This is a genomic window from Variovorax sp. J31P179 (assembly GCF_030316985.1).
Classification (GTDB): domain Bacteria; phylum Pseudomonadota; class Gammaproteobacteria; order Burkholderiales; family Burkholderiaceae_C; genus Variovorax; species Variovorax ginsengisoli_B.
Genome location: NZ_JASZYL010000011.1, coordinates 44,871 through 61,070 on the forward strand (window position 1 = coordinate 44,871; position 16,200 = coordinate 61,070).

At 69.4% G+C, this 16,200-nt stretch carries 17 protein-coding genes; 9 read left to right on the forward strand and 8 right to left on the reverse strand.

The window, feature by feature from the left end; genetic code table 11:
- Positions 1-44: 44 nt before the first annotated feature.
- From QTI17_RS25360 to QTI17_RS25375, 4 genes are all read left to right on the forward strand, one after another.
- Positions 45-350, forward strand: a complete 306-nt coding sequence (locus QTI17_RS25360; protein ID WP_286536433.1) for a hypothetical protein — start codon at positions 45-47, stop codon at positions 348-350.
- A gap of 104 nt (positions 351-454) precedes the next feature.
- Complete coding sequence (locus QTI17_RS25365; RefSeq protein ID WP_503011104.1) at positions 455-985, forward strand: hypothetical protein; 531 nt, start codon at positions 455-457, stop codon at positions 983-985.
- A complete protein-coding gene (locus tag QTI17_RS25370; protein ID WP_286536435.1) occupies positions 982-1,500 on the forward strand; it encodes a hypothetical protein in 519 nt (172 codons plus the stop codon). The genes QTI17_RS25365 and QTI17_RS25370 overlap by 4 nt, the downstream gene beginning before the upstream one ends.
- A 225-nt stretch (positions 1,501-1,725) precedes the next feature.
- Complete coding sequence (locus QTI17_RS25375; protein ID WP_286536436.1) at positions 1,726-3,357, forward strand: M30 family zinc metallopeptidase; 1,632 nt, start codon at positions 1,726-1,728, stop codon at positions 3,355-3,357.
- Positions 3,358-3,375: 18 nt separating this feature from the next.
- Here QTI17_RS25375 and QTI17_RS25380 read toward each other — a convergent pair whose 3' ends face one another.
- The 3 genes from QTI17_RS25380 to QTI17_RS25390 form a co-directional block, all read right to left on the reverse strand.
- The gene (locus QTI17_RS25380) at positions 3,376-3,753 is read right to left on the reverse strand and encodes a ribbon-helix-helix domain-containing protein (protein WP_286536437.1); all 378 of its coding nucleotides are present in this window, start codon (positions 3,751-3,753) and stop codon (positions 3,376-3,378) included.
- A 50-nt stretch (positions 3,754-3,803) separates the two neighbouring features.
- Complete coding sequence (locus QTI17_RS25385) at positions 3,804-4,382, reverse strand: DJ-1/PfpI family protein (protein WP_286536438.1); 579 nt, start codon at positions 4,380-4,382, stop codon at positions 3,804-3,806.
- Between the two features lie 91 nt (positions 4,383-4,473).
- Positions 4,474-5,169 (reverse strand): FadR/GntR family transcriptional regulator, encoded by a 696-nt coding sequence (locus tag QTI17_RS25390; RefSeq protein WP_286536439.1) that lies wholly within the window; start codon positions 5,167-5,169, stop codon positions 4,474-4,476.
- 151 nt (positions 5,170-5,320) lie between these two features.
- Here QTI17_RS25390 and QTI17_RS25395 point away from each other — a divergent pair, with 151 nt between their 5' ends.
- Positions 5,321-6,205: a fumarylacetoacetate hydrolase family protein gene (locus QTI17_RS25395; protein WP_286536440.1), complete on the forward strand. Its 885-nt coding sequence runs from the start codon at positions 5,321-5,323 to the stop codon at positions 6,203-6,205.
- A gap of 32 nt (positions 6,206-6,237) precedes the next feature.
- The gene (locus QTI17_RS25400) at positions 6,238-7,221 is read left to right on the forward strand and encodes a tripartite tricarboxylate transporter substrate binding protein (RefSeq protein ID WP_286536441.1); all 984 of its coding nucleotides are present in this window, start codon (positions 6,238-6,240) and stop codon (positions 7,219-7,221) included.
- Positions 7,222-7,250: 29 nt separating this feature from the next.
- Here QTI17_RS25400 and QTI17_RS25405 read toward each other — a convergent pair whose 3' ends face one another.
- Both QTI17_RS25405 and QTI17_RS25410 read right to left on the reverse strand, forming a co-directional pair.
- The gene (locus QTI17_RS25405) at positions 7,251-7,433 is read right to left on the reverse strand and encodes a hypothetical protein (RefSeq protein ID WP_286536443.1); all 183 of its coding nucleotides are present in this window, start codon (positions 7,431-7,433) and stop codon (positions 7,251-7,253) included.
- 108 nt (positions 7,434-7,541) lie between these two features.
- On the reverse strand, positions 7,542-7,910 hold the full coding sequence (locus QTI17_RS25410) for a hypothetical protein (RefSeq protein WP_286536444.1): 369 nt from the start codon (positions 7,908-7,910) through the stop codon (positions 7,542-7,544).
- A 167-nt stretch (positions 7,911-8,077) separates the two neighbouring features.
- Between QTI17_RS25410 and QTI17_RS25415 the strand changes: the two genes are divergently transcribed.
- Complete coding sequence (locus QTI17_RS25415; protein WP_286536445.1) at positions 8,078-8,722, forward strand: HEAT repeat domain-containing protein; 645 nt, start codon at positions 8,078-8,080, stop codon at positions 8,720-8,722.
- A gap of 70 nt (positions 8,723-8,792) precedes the next feature.
- On the forward strand, positions 8,793-11,138 hold the full coding sequence (locus tag QTI17_RS25420; RefSeq protein WP_286536446.1) for a fatty acid cis/trans isomerase: 2,346 nt from the start codon (positions 8,793-8,795) through the stop codon (positions 11,136-11,138).
- Here QTI17_RS25420 and cueR read toward each other — a convergent pair.
- Complete coding sequence (gene cueR, locus QTI17_RS25425; protein ID WP_286536447.1) at positions 11,116-11,529, reverse strand: Cu(I)-responsive transcriptional regulator; 414 nt, start codon at positions 11,527-11,529, stop codon at positions 11,116-11,118. The two genes, QTI17_RS25420 and cueR, sit on opposite strands and share 23 nt — an antisense overlap.
- Before the next feature lie 2 nt (positions 11,530-11,531).
- On the reverse strand, positions 11,532-13,775 hold the full coding sequence (locus QTI17_RS25430) for a heavy metal translocating P-type ATPase (protein ID WP_286536448.1): 2,244 nt from the start codon (positions 13,773-13,775) through the stop codon (positions 11,532-11,534).
- 181 nt (positions 13,776-13,956) lie between these two features.
- On the opposite strand from QTI17_RS25430, the gene QTI17_RS25435 reads away from it, so the two are divergent.
- Positions 13,957-14,919 carry a cupin domain-containing protein gene (locus QTI17_RS25435; RefSeq protein WP_286536449.1) on the forward strand — a complete coding sequence of 321 codons (963 nt, stop codon included), beginning with the start codon at positions 13,957-13,959 and terminating at the stop codon, positions 14,917-14,919.
- Positions 14,920-14,925: 6 nt separating this feature from the next.
- On the opposite strand, the gene QTI17_RS25440 is transcribed toward QTI17_RS25435, so the two are convergent.
- The gene (locus QTI17_RS25440; protein WP_286536450.1) at positions 14,926-16,200 is read right to left on the reverse strand and encodes a c-type cytochrome; all 1,275 of its coding nucleotides are present in this window, start codon (positions 16,198-16,200) and stop codon (positions 14,926-14,928) included.

A 16,200-nucleotide genomic window follows, 5' to 3' on the forward strand; every position in this document is an offset into this window, starting at 1 on the left:
AGGGGGGCTTGTAACCAAAAGTGTTAGTAGTCATAATGCCTTACATGCACTCCACCCGCTCCTCCCAACTGCAATGGTCCTCCAAGGGACTGCTGGGCATTCTTCGGGCCACCCGGGGGACGCCCGCGCCGCGTCCCGCGCGAACGGTGGAAGACCCGCCGGAGCCCTTGAGCGCCGAGGAGTTGAGCGAGGTCGCCAAGAACTGGCGCAGCCGGTCAGGCCAGGACGAGGGTCGGGCGGACACCGTGGCCCAGGCGCTCGAATCGTTGGCACACCACCGGCGGGTTGCCGCCACGCGCAGCCGCGCCCAGATCGTCGGCCAGCGGATCTCGGCGTTCATGAAGATCTGACCCGAAAGGGGCAGCCCGTCAGGGCGAGAACGAGTTCATTCGCATCCTCAACGCGGACGCTTCCAGCAGACATCGGCACCGGGTCTTCCTAGACTCGTCGGCCCATGATGAAGACGATGAAGAGAAGGGCGGTCGGCTGTCTGCTGGCCGCCGCCGCGCTGTCCACCAGCGGTTGTGGATCCCTCCTGACCGAAAGCGCCTCCGCCGGCGCCGGCATCGCCAGCGGCGCGCTGGCCAATGCAGTCACCGACAACCCCGGCGTGGCGACCGGCATCGGCATCGGCGTGCAGGCGGCGGTGCGCTCCGGGGTGCAGTACTACCAGCGCAAGATTCACGGCGAGGCGCAAGCGCAGATCGCCCAGGTTGCCGGGCCGCTCAAGGTCGGACAGGTCAAGCCATGGAAGACGACGCTGTCCCTGCCGCTCGAAAGCGAGGAGGCCGGTCGCGTCGTGGTCAGCCGCGTCATCAGCACCGGCGAACTCGACTGCAAGGAGATCGTCGTCTCGGTGGAACAAAGCGGCACCGGAGCATCGCCTGCGAGCGAGTTCTACGTGGCCTCGATCTGCCGCAACGGGAGCCGATGGGCGTGGGCCCAGGCCGAGCCCGCGACCGAGCGGTGGGGCTCGTTGCAATGAGGCACGCTTGCCTGGGGACCGCCGCCTGCGTGGTCGTTGCGCTCGGATGCGCAGTCGTCCTCTCGGCCTGCAGTTCGGTCGCCGGCATCACGGGTGCCGTCGCCGGCGTGGCTTCCGGCTCGGCATCCGCGAGTCCGGCCGTGGGCGTGGCTGTCGGCATCGGCGTGCAGGCGGGCGTCGATGCCAGCATCAAGCTCGTGCTGCGCCGCTGGAGCCAGCAGGAGCAGGCGCGCATTGCGGACCTGGTCGGCGGCATGGCAGTCGGGCAGCGCGCACCCTGGGAAATTCGTCACGCCGTGCCCTACGGCGACGGCCAGGGCGAGGTGCAGGTGGTGCGCGCGTTCGCCACGCCGCTGGCGGACTGCAAGGAGGCCGTGTTCTCCGTCGAAGACGCCGCTGCCCAGGCCGCCGGGGCGGCGTCGCCGCGCTTCGTCACCACCGTCTGCCGCGGCGACCATGGCTGGAAATGGGCGGCCGCAGAGCCCGCGGTGGCGCGTTGGGGCGCGCTGCAATGAGACATCGCGGGCGAAAGTAAGCATTTCGCCTCACTGTAGTTTTCCGTTCGACGGTCGATATCCAGTTGCAACCCGAGATATCGAGCGCCGACGTGGCGTCCGGTCCTCGGGCTGTGCGGGGTCGAAGCGTTCCTCCTCGCAGAACCGTGCAACGAGGAGTAGAAGATGCGCTGCAGATCACGGGCGGAATCGCCGTGGAGTGCGGCCGCCATGCTGGCGGTCGCCATGTCCCTGTCCGCTTGCGGTGGTGGTGGCGGAGGCGGGGGCGGTGGCGGCATCGCGCTGCCGGTCGCGGCCGCGCCGCCCGCGAAGCCCGCGGATGGCGCACCGGTTTCGACCTCCTGCAGTTCCTGCAGCCAAGTGGAGGTCGCCACCTTTTCAGGTTCGGGGACCAGCATCTGGCAAGGCGTCAACAAGTCGCAGGTCTCGGTGGACGTCCCGGTGTCGATTTCGGGCCTGGACGGCCAGACCGTGACGCTGGTGCTGACCAACGAGAGTGCGGCCGACCAGTCGATGGGCGGCCTTGTGGTGCGATCGAACAGCGAGCGCAGCATCGTGGCCAGCAAGGCGGTCGTGCAGGCTGACGATGGCGCCGAAGCGCAGAACATGGCGATCGGCGAGTTCAATCGGACCGGCTTCGACAAACTGCTCGGTGCGCCGTCGAAGGACGCGATGGCGCTGTCGAAGTCGGTGGCGGCTTCCCCGCCTTATGCCGTCGCCGACCAGCGCCAGATCTACCTGTACGACCATTCGCAGCGAACCGTGAAGCTGGTGACCCAGCGCAGCGCGAGCGACGGCACCATGGTCAACCTCTGGGTCGAAGTCAGCGAACTGAGCCCGTCGCGCATCACGGCCGAGCTGGCCCAGCGCATGGAAGACAAGTTCGCCGCGCCGGGCGGCATCTACGACCTGCTGGTGCGCACCGGTGGTCCGCTGTGGGGGGAGCATCCCTATGGCGAGCTGATCGCGGGCAGCGGCCAGCCGGTGGACATCTTCCTGGTCAACTTCGACGGCAACGGCAAGCCCTACGGCACGATCGGCTATTTCTGGGGCATGAACAACTTCAAGAAGGACGCCGGCGACCGGGCCTGGAGCAATGAATCGCTGAGCCTCTACCTCGATACCGAGTCGCTCTATCTCGATGGTGAAGCCGGCGTGAAGCAGATCGCGACGACCATGGCACACGAGGGCATGCACATGCAGAACTTCTATCGCCGCAGCGTGAAGATGGGTTCGAAATACGCCTTCGCCACCTGGCTGGAAGAAATGTCGGCGCTGATGATGGAGGACTGGGCCAGCTTCAATATCGACCCCAGCCACAACGCGATTCGCGACTCGCGCTTTCCGTACTACCTGGCTTACAACGGCGCCGGCAGCTACAACTGCATGCTGTCCGAGTGGACGCCGATGGGCGCCAACTGCGAGAGCTATGCGCTGAACGGGTCGTTCGGCGGTTTCCTGAATCGCCAGCTGGGCCTCGACTTCTACAAGTCGCTGCTCAACAGCACGGGCATCGAGGACTCGACCGCCATCCTCGAGGCGGCCATCAAGTCGACGCGCCCGGCCTCCGGCACGGGGCAGGAACTGCGCCGGTTCTCGGCCACCGCGGCCGGTGTCATTCCGCTCGGCGCGGGCCTGGCCGAGTACAGCATGCCGGCGCGCAGCGAAGGCGGCTTCAGCCTGCCGGCGATCGACCCGTCGAGCCTCGGCCGCGACAAGCGGGCCCTGCCGCAGGCGGTGCCGGACTGGCTGCGCAAGACGGGCAGCTTTCCGGTGGCGCGCCCCAACGTCAAGGGCACCTACACCGAGACGGTGCGCGTGCCGGCCGGAACCACGCTGTCGGTGGTGGTCAACTAGGGGGACGCCGGGCGCGGGTCAGATCACGGCCCCGACCCGGGCCGGCCGGCCCCAGCCGCGCGGCAGCGCATGCAGCACCGCCCGCGCATCCAGCGAGGCGATCGCCACCCCGGTGTCGGCCGGGATCCGGCCCTGGGCCAGCAGCGCTTCGTAGCGAAGCGCGCAGACCCGCAGGAAGGACGCGAAATTGCCGACCTCGCCGCGCGCGGCGACCAACTCGTCGTAGAGCTTCTCGATCAGCTGCACCACCCCCATGCCGTCGCGCCCGGCGATCTCCTCGAGCACCTGCCAGAACAGGTTCTCGAGCCGGATGCTGGTGACCACGCCATGCAGGCGGATCGAGCGGGTGCGGCTGTCGTAGCTTTGCGGGTCGGCGCTGATGAACACTTCGCACATGGCCATCTCCTGGTGGTGGGGAACGCGTATCGGATGGGACTGTAGTGCCCTCAGCCCTCGATGCGGGTGCCGAGCACCCGAAGGAACTGGGCGATCCAGGCCGGATGCGCGGGCCAGGCGGGCGCGCTGACCAGGTTGCGATCGGTCACGGCCTGGTCGACCGGGATGTTCATGTACTCCGCCCCGGCGAGTTCGACCTCGGGCTGGCAGGCCGGGTAGGCCGAGACCTTGCGGCCCTTCAGCAGTCCGGTGACCGCCAGCAGCTGGGCGCCGTGGCAGACCGAAGCCACTGGCTTGTCGGCGGCCAGGAAGTGCCGAGCGATCTCGACCACGCGGGCGTTCAAGCGCAGGTATTCGGGGGCGCGGCCGCCGGGGATCACCAGGGCGTCGTAGGCCTCGGGCCGGACGTCCGAGAAATTCGCATTGAGCGTGAAGCGGTGGCCCGGCTTCTCGCTGTAGGTCTGGGCGCCCTCGAAGTCGTGGATCGCGGTGTGGACCCAGTCGCCGGCCTTCTTGTCGGGAGCGACGGCGTGCACCGTGTGGCCCACCGCCTGCAGCGCCTGGAACGGCACCATGGTCTCGTAGTCCTCGGCGTAGTCGCCGCAGAGCATGAGGATCTTGCGCGTCATCGTTTGTCTCCATCAGGGATTCTGGAGACGCCATTGTTGGGAAGGTCAGGCTGCCGGTGGTAGCAATCGGCTGTGATCCTGCGCTCGGGCGCTACGAACCCAGCAGGTTGCGGCGCACGTGCAGCAGGTGATCCCGGGTGCAGGCCACGGCCCGCGCCAGGTCGCGGTCGGTCAGCGCACCGACCAGCCGGCGGTGTTCGATCTGGTAGGAGCGGCGCCGCTCCGGCGTCAGGCTGTGGCGTTTGAGCGCACCCCAGTCGTCCTGGGCGCGCGCCTGGTTGATCAGCTGGAAGATGTGGGTGACGAGCGAGTTGTGGGCGGCCAGCGCGATGGTTTCGTGCAGTTGACCGTCCCAGAGCTCGAACGCTTCCATGCTGTCCGCGGCCTCCGCCATGTCGCAGCAATGCGCCATCTTCGCGAAGTCGCTCTGGGATGCGTTGCGGATGATCATCTCGACGATGCTCGGCTCGATGGCGAGCCGGGCCTCCATGAGTTCCGCGGGGCTGACCGAGCCCGAACCGTTCGCCAGCGCCGCGGCCGCTTCAAGGGGGGAACCGTGGCCCAGGCTGTCCGGCGCGAAGTCTTCGCTGACGTAGGTGCCGCTGCCGACAGTCTGGGTGATGAGCCCCGCCGCCTTGAGCTGCGCCAGCACGCGGCGCACGGTCGAGCGGCCGATCCCGAATGATTCGCTGAGCTGGCGCTCGGTGTCGATCCGGTGCCCCTGGCGCCATTCGCCGGACTTGAGCTTGCCCAGGATTGCGTCCCTCAATACCGCCGCGTGGTCCATCGTCGTTCCCTTGAATCGGCGCATCATACCAATTAAGCCCAATTATTCGAGTGCCTTGTCAATAAAGTTCGGCAAAATCCAAGACCAATTTGGTTCTAGAATCAACCAATCGAGCCGAATTGGGTCGGCTCACTCAACCAATTGGAGTGTCATGAAAATCGGACGTGTTTCCCATCAGGGTCGGGTGCGGATGGTGGTGGTCGACGAGGCGAGCAGCAGGGTCGCGTTCATCGGCGGCAGCTTGTCGAACCACCCGAATCCGGTCCAGGCCGTGATCGAGCGCCGCATCACGGCGAGCGAACTCGACGCGCTCAAGGAGGGCGAGGCCTCGTTCTCGGAAGTCGGCTTTCTGGCGCCGATCTCGGTGCCGGTGCGCAACATCTTCGCGGTCGGCAAGAACTACACCGAGCATGCGGCGGAGTTCGACAAGAGCGGCTTCAACGCCACCAGCAGCGGCGCCGCCGCCGTGCCGGCGTTCCCGCAGATCTTCACCAAGGCGACCACCTCGCTGGCCGGCCCGACCGACGACATCCGCTTCGATCCGGCCCACACGGCGTCGGTCGACTACGAGGGCGAGATCGGTGTCGTGATCGGCGCCGAGTGCCGCAACGTCGCCCCGGCCGATGCGCTCGGCAAGGTCTTCGGCTTGATCGCCCTCAACGACGTGACGGCGCGCGACCTGCAGAAGAACCATGCGCAATGGTTCCTGGGCAAGTCGCTCGACACCTTCTGCCCCCTGGGGCCATGGATCTCGACCGCGGACGAATCGCCGGTCGAATCGCTCGAAGTCCGCACCTGGGTGAACGGCGAACTGCGCCAGACCGGCGTGCTGACCGACCTGATCTTCGACGTCCCGACCTTGATCGCGACCTTGTCGAGGGCGATGACGCTGCTGCCGGGCGACATCATCGCCACCGGCACGCCGGTCGGGGTGGGCATCGGCCAGACGCCGCCCAAGTTCCTGCAGGACGGCGACCTGGTGCGGGTGGCGGTCAGCGGACTGGGTGAGTTGAACAACCGCGTGCGCACCCTCTGAGTGGCGGATTCCAAGAACAACGGAGACAACCGATGACCGATTCCAAGAAGCCCTGGGGGCTGCTCGCCCTGGCGGCGGCAGCACTGCTGGCGGCCGCGCCGGCCGGCGCCGAGGAAGCCTATCCCGCCAAACCGATCACGATGATCGTGCCCTTTCCGCCTGGTGGCGCCGCCGACATCGCGGCGCGGCCGGTGGCGGAAGCCATGGGGCGCTACCTGAAGCAGCCGATCGTGATCGAGAACAAGGCCGGCGCGGGCGGCGGCATCGGCATGGCGCAGGTCGCCAAGGCCAGGCCCGACGGCTACACCGTGCTGATGGCCCTGTCCTCGATCGTGGTGCTGCCCGAGGCCGACGCCATCCTCCAGCGGCGGCCGATGTTCGAGCTGTCGCAGTTGCGGCCGGTGGCGCGCTTCACCGCGGACCCGGTGGTGCTGGTGGTCCAGGCCGACAGCCCCTGGAAGGACTTCAAGCAATTCACGGCGGCACTGCGGCAGAAACCGGGCCGCTACACCTTCGGTTCGTCCGGGAACTACGGCACCATGCATGTGCCGGTCGAGCAGATGAAGGCCGCGACCCAGACCTCCATGCTGCACATCCCCTACACCGGCGCCGGTCCCGCGGTGGTGGCGCTGCTCGGCGGGCAGGTGGATGCGGTGGCGACAGGGCCATCGACGGTGGCGGCCCACATCCAGGCTGGCAAGCTCCGTCCGTTGGCGCAGTGGGGCGAAGGGCGCATCCCGACACTGCCCGACGTGCCCAGCCTCAAGGAACTGGGGGTTCCGGTGAGCTACTCGCAATGGACCGGTGTGTTCGTTCCCGCGTCGACGCCGGATGCCGTGGTGGCCAGGCTGCGGGAAGCGGCGAAGTTCGCCGCCGGCGATGCGCGTGCGGCGCAGTCGCTGCAAGCCGCCGGGACCTACTTTCAGTACCTCGATGCGCCCGAATTCGAGCCCTTCGTGACCCGGGACGCGCAGTCGATGGCCAAGGTCGTCCAGCGGATCGGCAGGGTCGAGTAGGGGCCGATCGGCGCCCTGTCGGCCGCTGCCTATTGCGCGGAGGCGACCGAGGTCGTGCCGCCGGTCGGCGTGGTGGGTGCCGCGGCGTCCGCCACGGCGGTCACGGCCTCGACCAGGCGAAGCTCGCCTTTGGCGGCCTCACCGCTGACGATGCCTGCCGCCGATGCCAGGGTCACTGCCCCGGCCAAGATGAAGTTCCATGTCGTGTTCATTGCTGCCTCTGTAGGCATCGATTGTGCGACCGGCAACCGGCGCTGAAACGGCACAAAGAGAACAGCAGTGTTCGCTCGATAGAAACAATGACAGGGTGGCGCGGCGGCTCACTGGGTCGGCGCCGCCGCCAGCTTGGCGCAGGTGTAGCCAGGCTCGACCGAGCGGAAGCGCTCGACCACCATCTGCTCGCGCGCCGGTCCTTCCATGGCTTCGCGCACTTCGAGCCGGCCGTCGAAATTGACCAGCAGCGGGGCCGGGGGCTCCTTGCGCCATGCGAGATAGCTGCGCTGCAGGGCGGCCGCGTCCGCCGTCATCGCCAGCGGCCAGCGCTGGCCGCTGGCGCAATCGGTGAACAGGGCGGCATCCGCGAAGTAGACCAGGTCGCCGCGCCAGTGCGCGGGTTCGGCATGCAGGCTCGCCGCCAGCGAAAGGAGGGCGCCGGCGGTCCAGGCCGCGATCGGGTGGGGTCGGGTCATCCGGGTCTGCCTTTCAGGTTGCGTGCGCAAGGATTTGCGCGAACAGCGCAATTTACCTCCGGGCGCGGACACCGGCGATGCGCGGGAAAATTCGACGGCGCACCGTTGTTGCGGCGCGCCGTCAGGCGGATGATGCCGTTCGAAGGAGGCCAGTCGATGAGACACGGATGGGACCACTGTGCGGCGCCCCGCGCGCCGTCGAACAGGCCATGAGCGCGGCGGCAGGCGATCTCGGGGGGCTCGATGCGCCCGACCCGACCGATCGCGCGCGTGCGCTCGCCACGCTGGTGGTCGCCGGCCGGGCGTCGACGGCGGTGCTGCTCGACGCGCTTGGAAGCGGCGATGCCCGGGTGCGCGAAAAGGCGGCGCAGGGCCTCGCCGAGATCGCCGACCCGCGGGCCGCCGACGCCCTGCGCGCTGCGCTCGCCGACAGCGATCCGCTGGTGCGCGGTCGCGCCGCCCAGGCGCTGGCCGCGATCGGCACGCCCGATTCGCTCGACGCGCTCGCCCGGACCTTCGACGACCATCCCGACCAACTGCGGGCCCCGCACACGCTCGCCACCTACGTGCTGATGGCGCGCGGCGCCGATGCGCTGCCGGTGATCGCCCCGCTGCTGGATGCGCCTGCGCCGCTGACCCGCCAGCGCGCCTTCGCGGTGCTGCAGGCGGTGGTCCCCATGCTGCCCGGCGTCGACGAATGGGGCCCGCTCTGGCGCTCGCTTGGCGCCTTCGACCCGAACGACCCCGACGCCGCCGCGCGCAGCGCCGCCGCGGCCCAGTGGCGGCGCTGGATCGAGGCCCGCGAACCCTAGCCATTGCGGCCCACGCAGGCAGGTCGGCGGGTACATTGCGTGATCCACCATCGAAGCCGAAGGCCAACGCATGCGTCGTGTCGCGTCCCTGATCCTGCTGGTCGTCCTGCTCGCCGCCTGCACGACCGTCGCCCTCCAGCGCTTCGACGAACTCTACGGGCCGGCCGACCCGAAACGCTTCGACCACCCCATGGCCCCGCCGCCCGGCGAGTCGTATGCGCAGACCGTGCAGCCGATCCTCGACCGCCGCTGCGTGGTCTGCCATGCCTGCTACGACGGCCCCTGCCAGCTCAAGGCGACAGCTTGGGAGGGGCTGGCGCGCGGTGCCAGCAAGACCCCGGTGTACGACGCCTCGCGCCTGCTGGCGGCGCAGCCGACGCGGCTCTTCGTCGATGCGCAGCAGCCCTCCGAGTGGCGCGACCTGGGCTTTTTCCCGGTGCTCAACGAGCACACGCCCACGCCCGAGGTCAATCGCACGGCGGGCCTGATGCACCGCCTCCTGATGCTGAAGGAAAAACACCCGCTGCCGACCCGCGGCACGGTGGGTGGCGGGCTCGATTTCTCGATCGACCGCGCCGCGACGTGCCCGGCGGGCGCCGAGATCGACGACTACGAGCGCAAGACGCCGCTCGGCGGCATGCCCTTCGGCCTGCCGGGGCTGAGCCCGTCCGAGCTGGGCGTGCTGACCCGCTGGATCGAGCGCGGCGCACCCTTCGAGGGCGCGCCGGCGCTGCCGCCGCCGGCTCGGCAGCGGATCGCGATGTGGGAGCGCTTCCTGAACGGCGATTCGCTGAAGGAGCGGCTGTTCAGCCGCTACGCCTACGAGCACCTGTTTCTCGCCCACCTGTACTTCGACGACGATCCGCAGCGGCAGTACTTCAAGCTGGTGCGATCGGCGACGCCGCCGGGCGCGCCGGTGCAGCTGATCGCGACCCGACGCCCGGTCGACGACCCGGGCGTCGAGCGCGTCTACTACCGCCTCGTGCCCGAGCGCGAGACCATCGTCGCCAAGACCCACATGCCCTACGCGCTCGGGGCGGCGCGCATGGCCCGCTGGCGCTCGCTGTTCCTCGACGTGCCCTACACGGTCGATCGGCTGCCGGGCTACAGCGCCGACACCGCGGCCAATCCCTTTGCGACCTTCGCCGCGTTGCCGGTGACCGCGCGCTACCGCTTCATGCTCGACGAGGCGGAGTTCACGATCATGGGGTTCATCAAGGGTCCGGTGTGCCGCGGCCAGATGGCGCTCGATGTGATCGAGGATCGCTTCTGGGTGACCTTCCTCGCGCCCTCGGAGGGCAACGACAAGGCACAGGCGGACCTGCTCGCGCGCGACGCCAACCTGCTGCGGCTGCCGACCGGCCGCAGCACCGAAGAGGTGGTCACGCCGTGGCTGCACTATGCGCGGCTCGAGAACGAGTACCTGCGCGCCAAGTCGGCGTTCCTGGCCCGCAGCCTGGGCAGCCCGCAGAACCTCGACCTGCGCCTGCTGTGGGATGGCGATGGCCGCAACGACAACGCCGCGCTCACCGTGTTCCGGCACTTCGACAGCGCCAGCGTGGTCAAGGGGCTGGTCGGCGAGGCGCCGAAGACCGCCTGGGTCATCGGCTATCCGCTGCTCGAACGCATCCACTACCTGCTGGTCGCCGACTACGACGTCTTCGGCAACGTCGGGCACCAGCTCAACTCGCGTCTCTACATGGATTTCCTGCGGATGGAGGGCGAGTTCAATTTCCTGGTCCTGCTGCCGCAGGCACAGCGCATCGCGACCCGCGACCTCTGGTACCGCGCCGACAGCGAGGCCACGCGCGAGCAGGTCTATGGCGGGCCGTCGACCACGCTGGCGCTCGACACCGGCATCCGCTACCAGAGCGCCGATGCCCGGCTCGAACTGCTCGGCATGATCAAGGCGCGGCTGGCGCCGGTGCTGGACCGGGGCTTCGAGCTCGACCGCGCGCCGCCGGACTGGCGGGCGCCGCTGCAGGAACTCGGCGCGGTACGCGGCGCGTCGCTGCAATGGCTGCCGGAGGACGCCGCACTGGTGGTCGAGGCGCCCGGCGGCGCGCCGGCCACCTTCAGCCTGCTGCGCGACACCGGGCATGCAAGCGTGTCGCACCTGCTCGGCGAGCGCAAGGAGCTTCGTCCCGACGAGAACGCATTGACGCTGGTGCCCGGCGTGATCGGCGCCTATCCGAACGTGTTCCTGCGCGCCAGCCCGGCGCAGCTGCCGGCCATGGCCGAGGCGATCCGCGGCCTGAAGTCCGAGGCGGACTATGCGGCCTTCGCCGAGCGCTTCGCGGTGCGGCGCACCAACCCCGGCTTCTGGACCGTCAGCGATGGGCTGGTCGAGCGCTACCGGCGCGACCAGCCGCTGCAGGCGGGCGTGCTCGACCTCAATCGCTACGAGAACCGCTAGCGCCCAGTTCGTCGAGGATCGGGCAGTCGGGCCGATGGTCGCCGTGGCAGCAGTCCGCAAGGCGCTCCAGCGTCCGCTTCATCGCCGTCATCTCCTCGATCCGCCGGTGCAGGTCGGCCGCATGGTCGAGAGCGATGCGCTTGACGTCGGCGCTGGCGCGGCCCTTGTTCTGCCACAGCTTCAGCAGCTCGGCGATCTCGCCCATGCTGAAGCCCAGGTCGCGCGCCCGCCGGATGAAGCGCAGCGTGTGCACGTTGCTGTCGGTGTACTGCCGGTAGCCTGCGTCGGTGCGGGCCACGTCGGGCAGCAGGCCGAGCGACTCGTAGTGCCGCACCATCTTGGCCGACACCCCCGAGCGGGCCGCCGCCTCGCCGATGTTGAAGGGTCCCATGGCTACCGGACCTGTCCTTTCCAGCGCCGCAGCAGCAGCGCATTGCCGACCACGCTGACGCTGCTGAAGGCCATCGCGGCGCCGGCGATGACCGGGTTCAGCAGCCCGAAGGCCGCCAACGGAATGCCGACCACGTTGTAGGCGAAGGCCCAGAACAGGTTCTGGCGGATCTTGGCGTAGGTGCGGCGCGAGATGTCGATCGCATCGGCGACCAGCGCCGGGTCGCCGCGCATCAGCGTGATGCCGGCGGCGTGCATCGCGACATCGGTGCCGGTCGACATCGCGATGCCGACGTCGGCCGCGGCCAGTGCCGGCGCGTCGTTGATGCCGTCGCCCACCATGGCGACGCGCGTGCCGTCGGCCTTCAGCTGTCCGATGATGGCGGCCTTGTCCTCCGGCAGCACCTCGGCGCGCACCGTGTCGATCTTCAGCAGCCGGGCCACCGCCTCGGCGCTGCCGCGGTTGTCGCCCGACACCAGCGCGGTGCGGATGCCTTGCGCATGCAGCCGCGCGATGGCGGCCGCGGCGCTGGCCTTGGGCTGGTCGCCGAAAGCCAGCAGGCCGACCAGGGTGGGGCGGTCGCTCAGGTCGGCCAGCCAGGACACGGTCCGGCCTTCGGTCTGCAACTGCTGCGCCCGCTCGCCGAGCCTGCCCAGTGGCACCGAGAGTTCGCGCATGTAGCGGCCGCTGCCCAGCCGCAGTTCGCGCCCGCCGACCTCGGCCGAGACACCGCGCCCGGCCACTGCGCGCACCGCGTTCGCGCGCCCTGGTTCGATGCCGGCCTCGCGGGCTGCCGCCAGCACCGCGCGGGCGAGCGGATGCTCGCTGCCCGACTGCAGAGCCGCGCTGGCCCGCAGCAGGCCATCGCGATTGCCGTCGACCGCCTCGCAGGCCACGAGCTCGGGCCGGCCCTCGGTCAGTGTGCCGGTCTTGTCGAAGGCGACGATGCCGACCCCGTGCGCCACTTCCAGCGCCTCGGCGTCCTTGATCAGCACGCCATGGCGGGCGGCGACGCCGGTGCCGGCCATGATCGCGGTCGGCGTCGCCAGCCCGAGCGCGCAAGGACAGGCGATGACCAGCACCGCCACCGCGTTGAGGATGGCGCTTTCCCACGCGCCGGTGCCGAGGCCCCAGGCCAGGAAGGTCAGCAGCGCGATGCCGATCACCACCGGCACGAAGACGCTGCTCACGCGGTCAACCAGGCGCTGGATCGGCGCCTTCTTCGCCTGCGCCGACTCGACCAGCCGGACGATCCGCGACAGCGTCGTCTCGGCGCCGATCGCGGTGGTTCGCACCAGCAGCAGACCTTCGCCGTTGACCGAGCCGCCGGTCACGCGGTCGTCCACCTGCTTGGCGACCGGCAGCCCTTCGCCGGTGATCAGCGATTCGTCGACGTCGCTCCGGCCTTCGACCACGCGGGCGTCGACCGGCACGCGCTCGCCCGGCCGGATGACGACCAGGTCGTCGATGCGCACTTGCGCCAGCGCGACGTCCTGCTCGACGCCGCCGCGGCGCACGCGGGCGTGCTCGGGGCGCAGCGCGTGCAGCGCGCGGATCGCCTCGGTGGTCTGGTGCTTGGCCCGCGTCTCGAGCCACTTGCCGAGCAGGACCAGGGTGACGACCACCGCCGAGGCCTCGAAGTACAGGTGCGGCGGCATGCCATGGCCGGCATGGGCGAAGAGCAGGTACATGCTGAGCCCGTAGGCGGCGCTGGTGCCGAGGGCCACCAGCAAGTCCATGTTGCCGGCGCCGGCCTTCAGCGCCTTCCAGCCGGCGCGGTAGAAGCGGGCGCCGAGCCAGAACTGGACCGGTGTCGCGAGCACCAGCTGCATCCAGGCGGGCAGCATCCAGTCGCCGCCGAAGAGCAGCCCGGCCATCGGCAGCACCAGCGGCGTCGACAGGATCGCCGCGGTGGCGACTCGCCAGCCTTCGTTGCTGCGGCGCGGCGGCGCGGCCGCGTCCCCGCCATCGTCGGATGTCGGCGCTTCGCCCTCGAGATGCGCCTGTCCGACGCCGTAGCCGGCTTTCTCGATGGCGGCACGCAGGCTGGCGAGCGCCACCGAGCCGTCGGTGTGCACGCTCGCCTCCTCGGTCGCCAGGTTGACGCTGGCCTCGGTGACGCCGGTCACGGCGCCCAGCGCCTTCTCGACCCGTGCCACGCAGGATGCGCAGCTCATGCCCTCGATCGGCAGCGACCATGCCTGCAGGCCGGTCGCGGCGGCCGGCATCGCCAGGGTGGTGTTCATTCGGAAATCCTGTCCTTCACAAGCCGCCTTCGCGGGATGAAAGGAAGTGTCAACCTTACCATGATGGGAGGGTCAAGCGACTGGCGTGCGGATATCTGCCTTTTGGCGTAGTCCAAACAGAAACTAGTAGGTTTTAGTTACAGGACGTATCCTGCTTGCGTCTCGATCCGGAGGTTTCCCCATGGGCGCAAGCGACATCGACAAGATGGCCAACCTGACGACCGATTGCCGCCTGTGGGTGGACGATCCGGCCGGCTTCACCACCAGCAAGGTGGGCAGGCTGCATCACACCTACCACCACCATCCGCTGTTCCAACTGCCCGAACTCGAGGCGCTGGCCGAGGAACTGATGCCGCTGAAGCAGTGCCGCTTCATCAGGCCGGGCATCAAGCAATCTTCGGCCTTCGCGCATGCGCCGGAGCATCCTGAGGGGCGCAGCATCGCCGAGGTTTTCCGGCGCATCGAGGAGCCGGGCTCCTGGATCGCGCTCTACAACGTCGAGGTGATTCCGCGCTACAAGGCCCTGCTCGAGAACATCCTGGGCAATGTGCAATCGGTCATCGACCGGGAGCAGCCCGGCATGTTCCTGGTGACCGGCTTCATCTTCATCTCGGCGCCGCCTTCGGTGGTGCCCTTCCACATCGACCGCGAGAACAATTTCTGGCTGATGCTGCGGGGACGCAAGGTGATGAACGTCTGGGACCGCACCGACCGCGTGGTGGTGCCGGCCAAGACGGTGGAGGACTACATCGTCGCCCACGTGGCGCGGGACGTTCGCCTGAAGGACGGCTTCACCGAGCGCAGCCACGAGTTCGAGACCCGGCCGGGCGACGGCGTCTACTTCCCGAGCACGTCGCCACACATGACGCGCACCGATCCCGGCTGGGCCGAGGCCGGGGAGGGCGTTGCGGTTTCGGTCGGCGTCAACTTCTATACCTCGGTCACGCGCCGGACGGCGCGCCTGCACCAGGTCAACCGCCTGCTGCGCAAGTGTGGGCTGTCGCCGAGCTATCCCGGAGAGTCGCCGCGGGTCGATGCGATCAAGGCGCCGATCGGCAGGCTGGTCGGCGCCACGCGCTGGAAGCTCACGCAGCTGCGCAAGCCCGAGAAAAGAGGCGAGCTGCCGCCCCCCGGCTCGTTCTGAGCGGGCTCAGCGGCGCAGCATTTCGCGCCCGCCGACCGCCGGCGCGTCGTTGCCCCACGAGCCGCGCACGAAGGTCAGCACCGCGGCGACCTCGTCGTCGTCCAGCGCCTGGTTGAAGGGCGGCATGCCGTAGGGGCGTGGGTTGCCCGCGGTGGCCGGCAGGAAGCCGCCGTGGCGCACCACCTGGATCAGGTTGGCGGTCGATGCCATGAGCACGGCCCGGTTGCCGGCCAGCGGGGGATAGGCGCCCAGGGCACCCTGGCCGACGTCGCCGTGGCAGTAGGCGCAGCGCTGGTCGTAGATCTTGCCGCCGCGTTCCATCACGCGGGCGTCGCGGCGGATCGGCGCCCCGCCCGCCGTTGCCGCCTCCGACGCCGGCAGCGCCTTCAGGTAGACGGCCATCGCGTGCAGATCCGCTTCGTCGAGGTACTGGGTGCTGCGGAAGACCACGTCGGCCATCGGCCCCATGACCGAGCCGCGCGCCGAGGTCCCGGTCTTGAGCAGCGCCACGATGTCGCGCGGGTCCCAGTCGGCGACGCCGGCTTCGCGCTTCGAGGTGAGCGAGGGCGCATACCAGTTCTCGACCGGGATCAGCCCGCCCGAGAGGCCGAGCTTTTCTTCGGTTGCGCCGAGCACGTTGCGCGTGCCGTGGCAGGCGATGCAATGGCCCAGGCCCTCGACCAGGTAGGCGCCGCGGTTCCATTCGGCCGGCCGCGCCGGATCGGCGACGAAGCCGCCCGGCGTGAAGGACAGCGCCCGCCAGACCGCCAGCGCGGCCTGGGTGTCGTAGGGGAATCGCAGCTGGTGCGCCAGGTTGGGCGTCGGGGCGGGCGCGACGCTTCGGAGGTAGGCGAAGAGGGCGTCGGAATCCTCCCGCGTCACCCGCGTGAAGTTCGGGTAGGGGAAGGCGGGGTAGAGCAGGCGCCCGTCCTTGGAGCGGCCGTTGTGCATCGCGCGCCAGAAGTGCGCGGCATTCCAGCTGCCGATGCCGGCCTGGGGGTCGGGCGTGAGATTGCTCGAGAACACCGTGCCGAACGGCGTCTCGATGCCGACGCCGCCGGCATAGGCGGCGCCGCCGCGGGTCGTGTGGCAGCCGGCGCAGTTGCCGGCCAGGGCCAGGTAGCGGCCGCGCTCGACCTGCGCCGCGCTGGGCGTGACCGGGGCGGCGGCCATATCGGCGGGCAGCGGGTCCTCGCCGCGCGTGTTGAGTGCCACCACGGCCACCACGCACAGCAGGGCGAGGCTCGCCAGGACGGCCAGCAGGATGAGGAGACGTCGCAT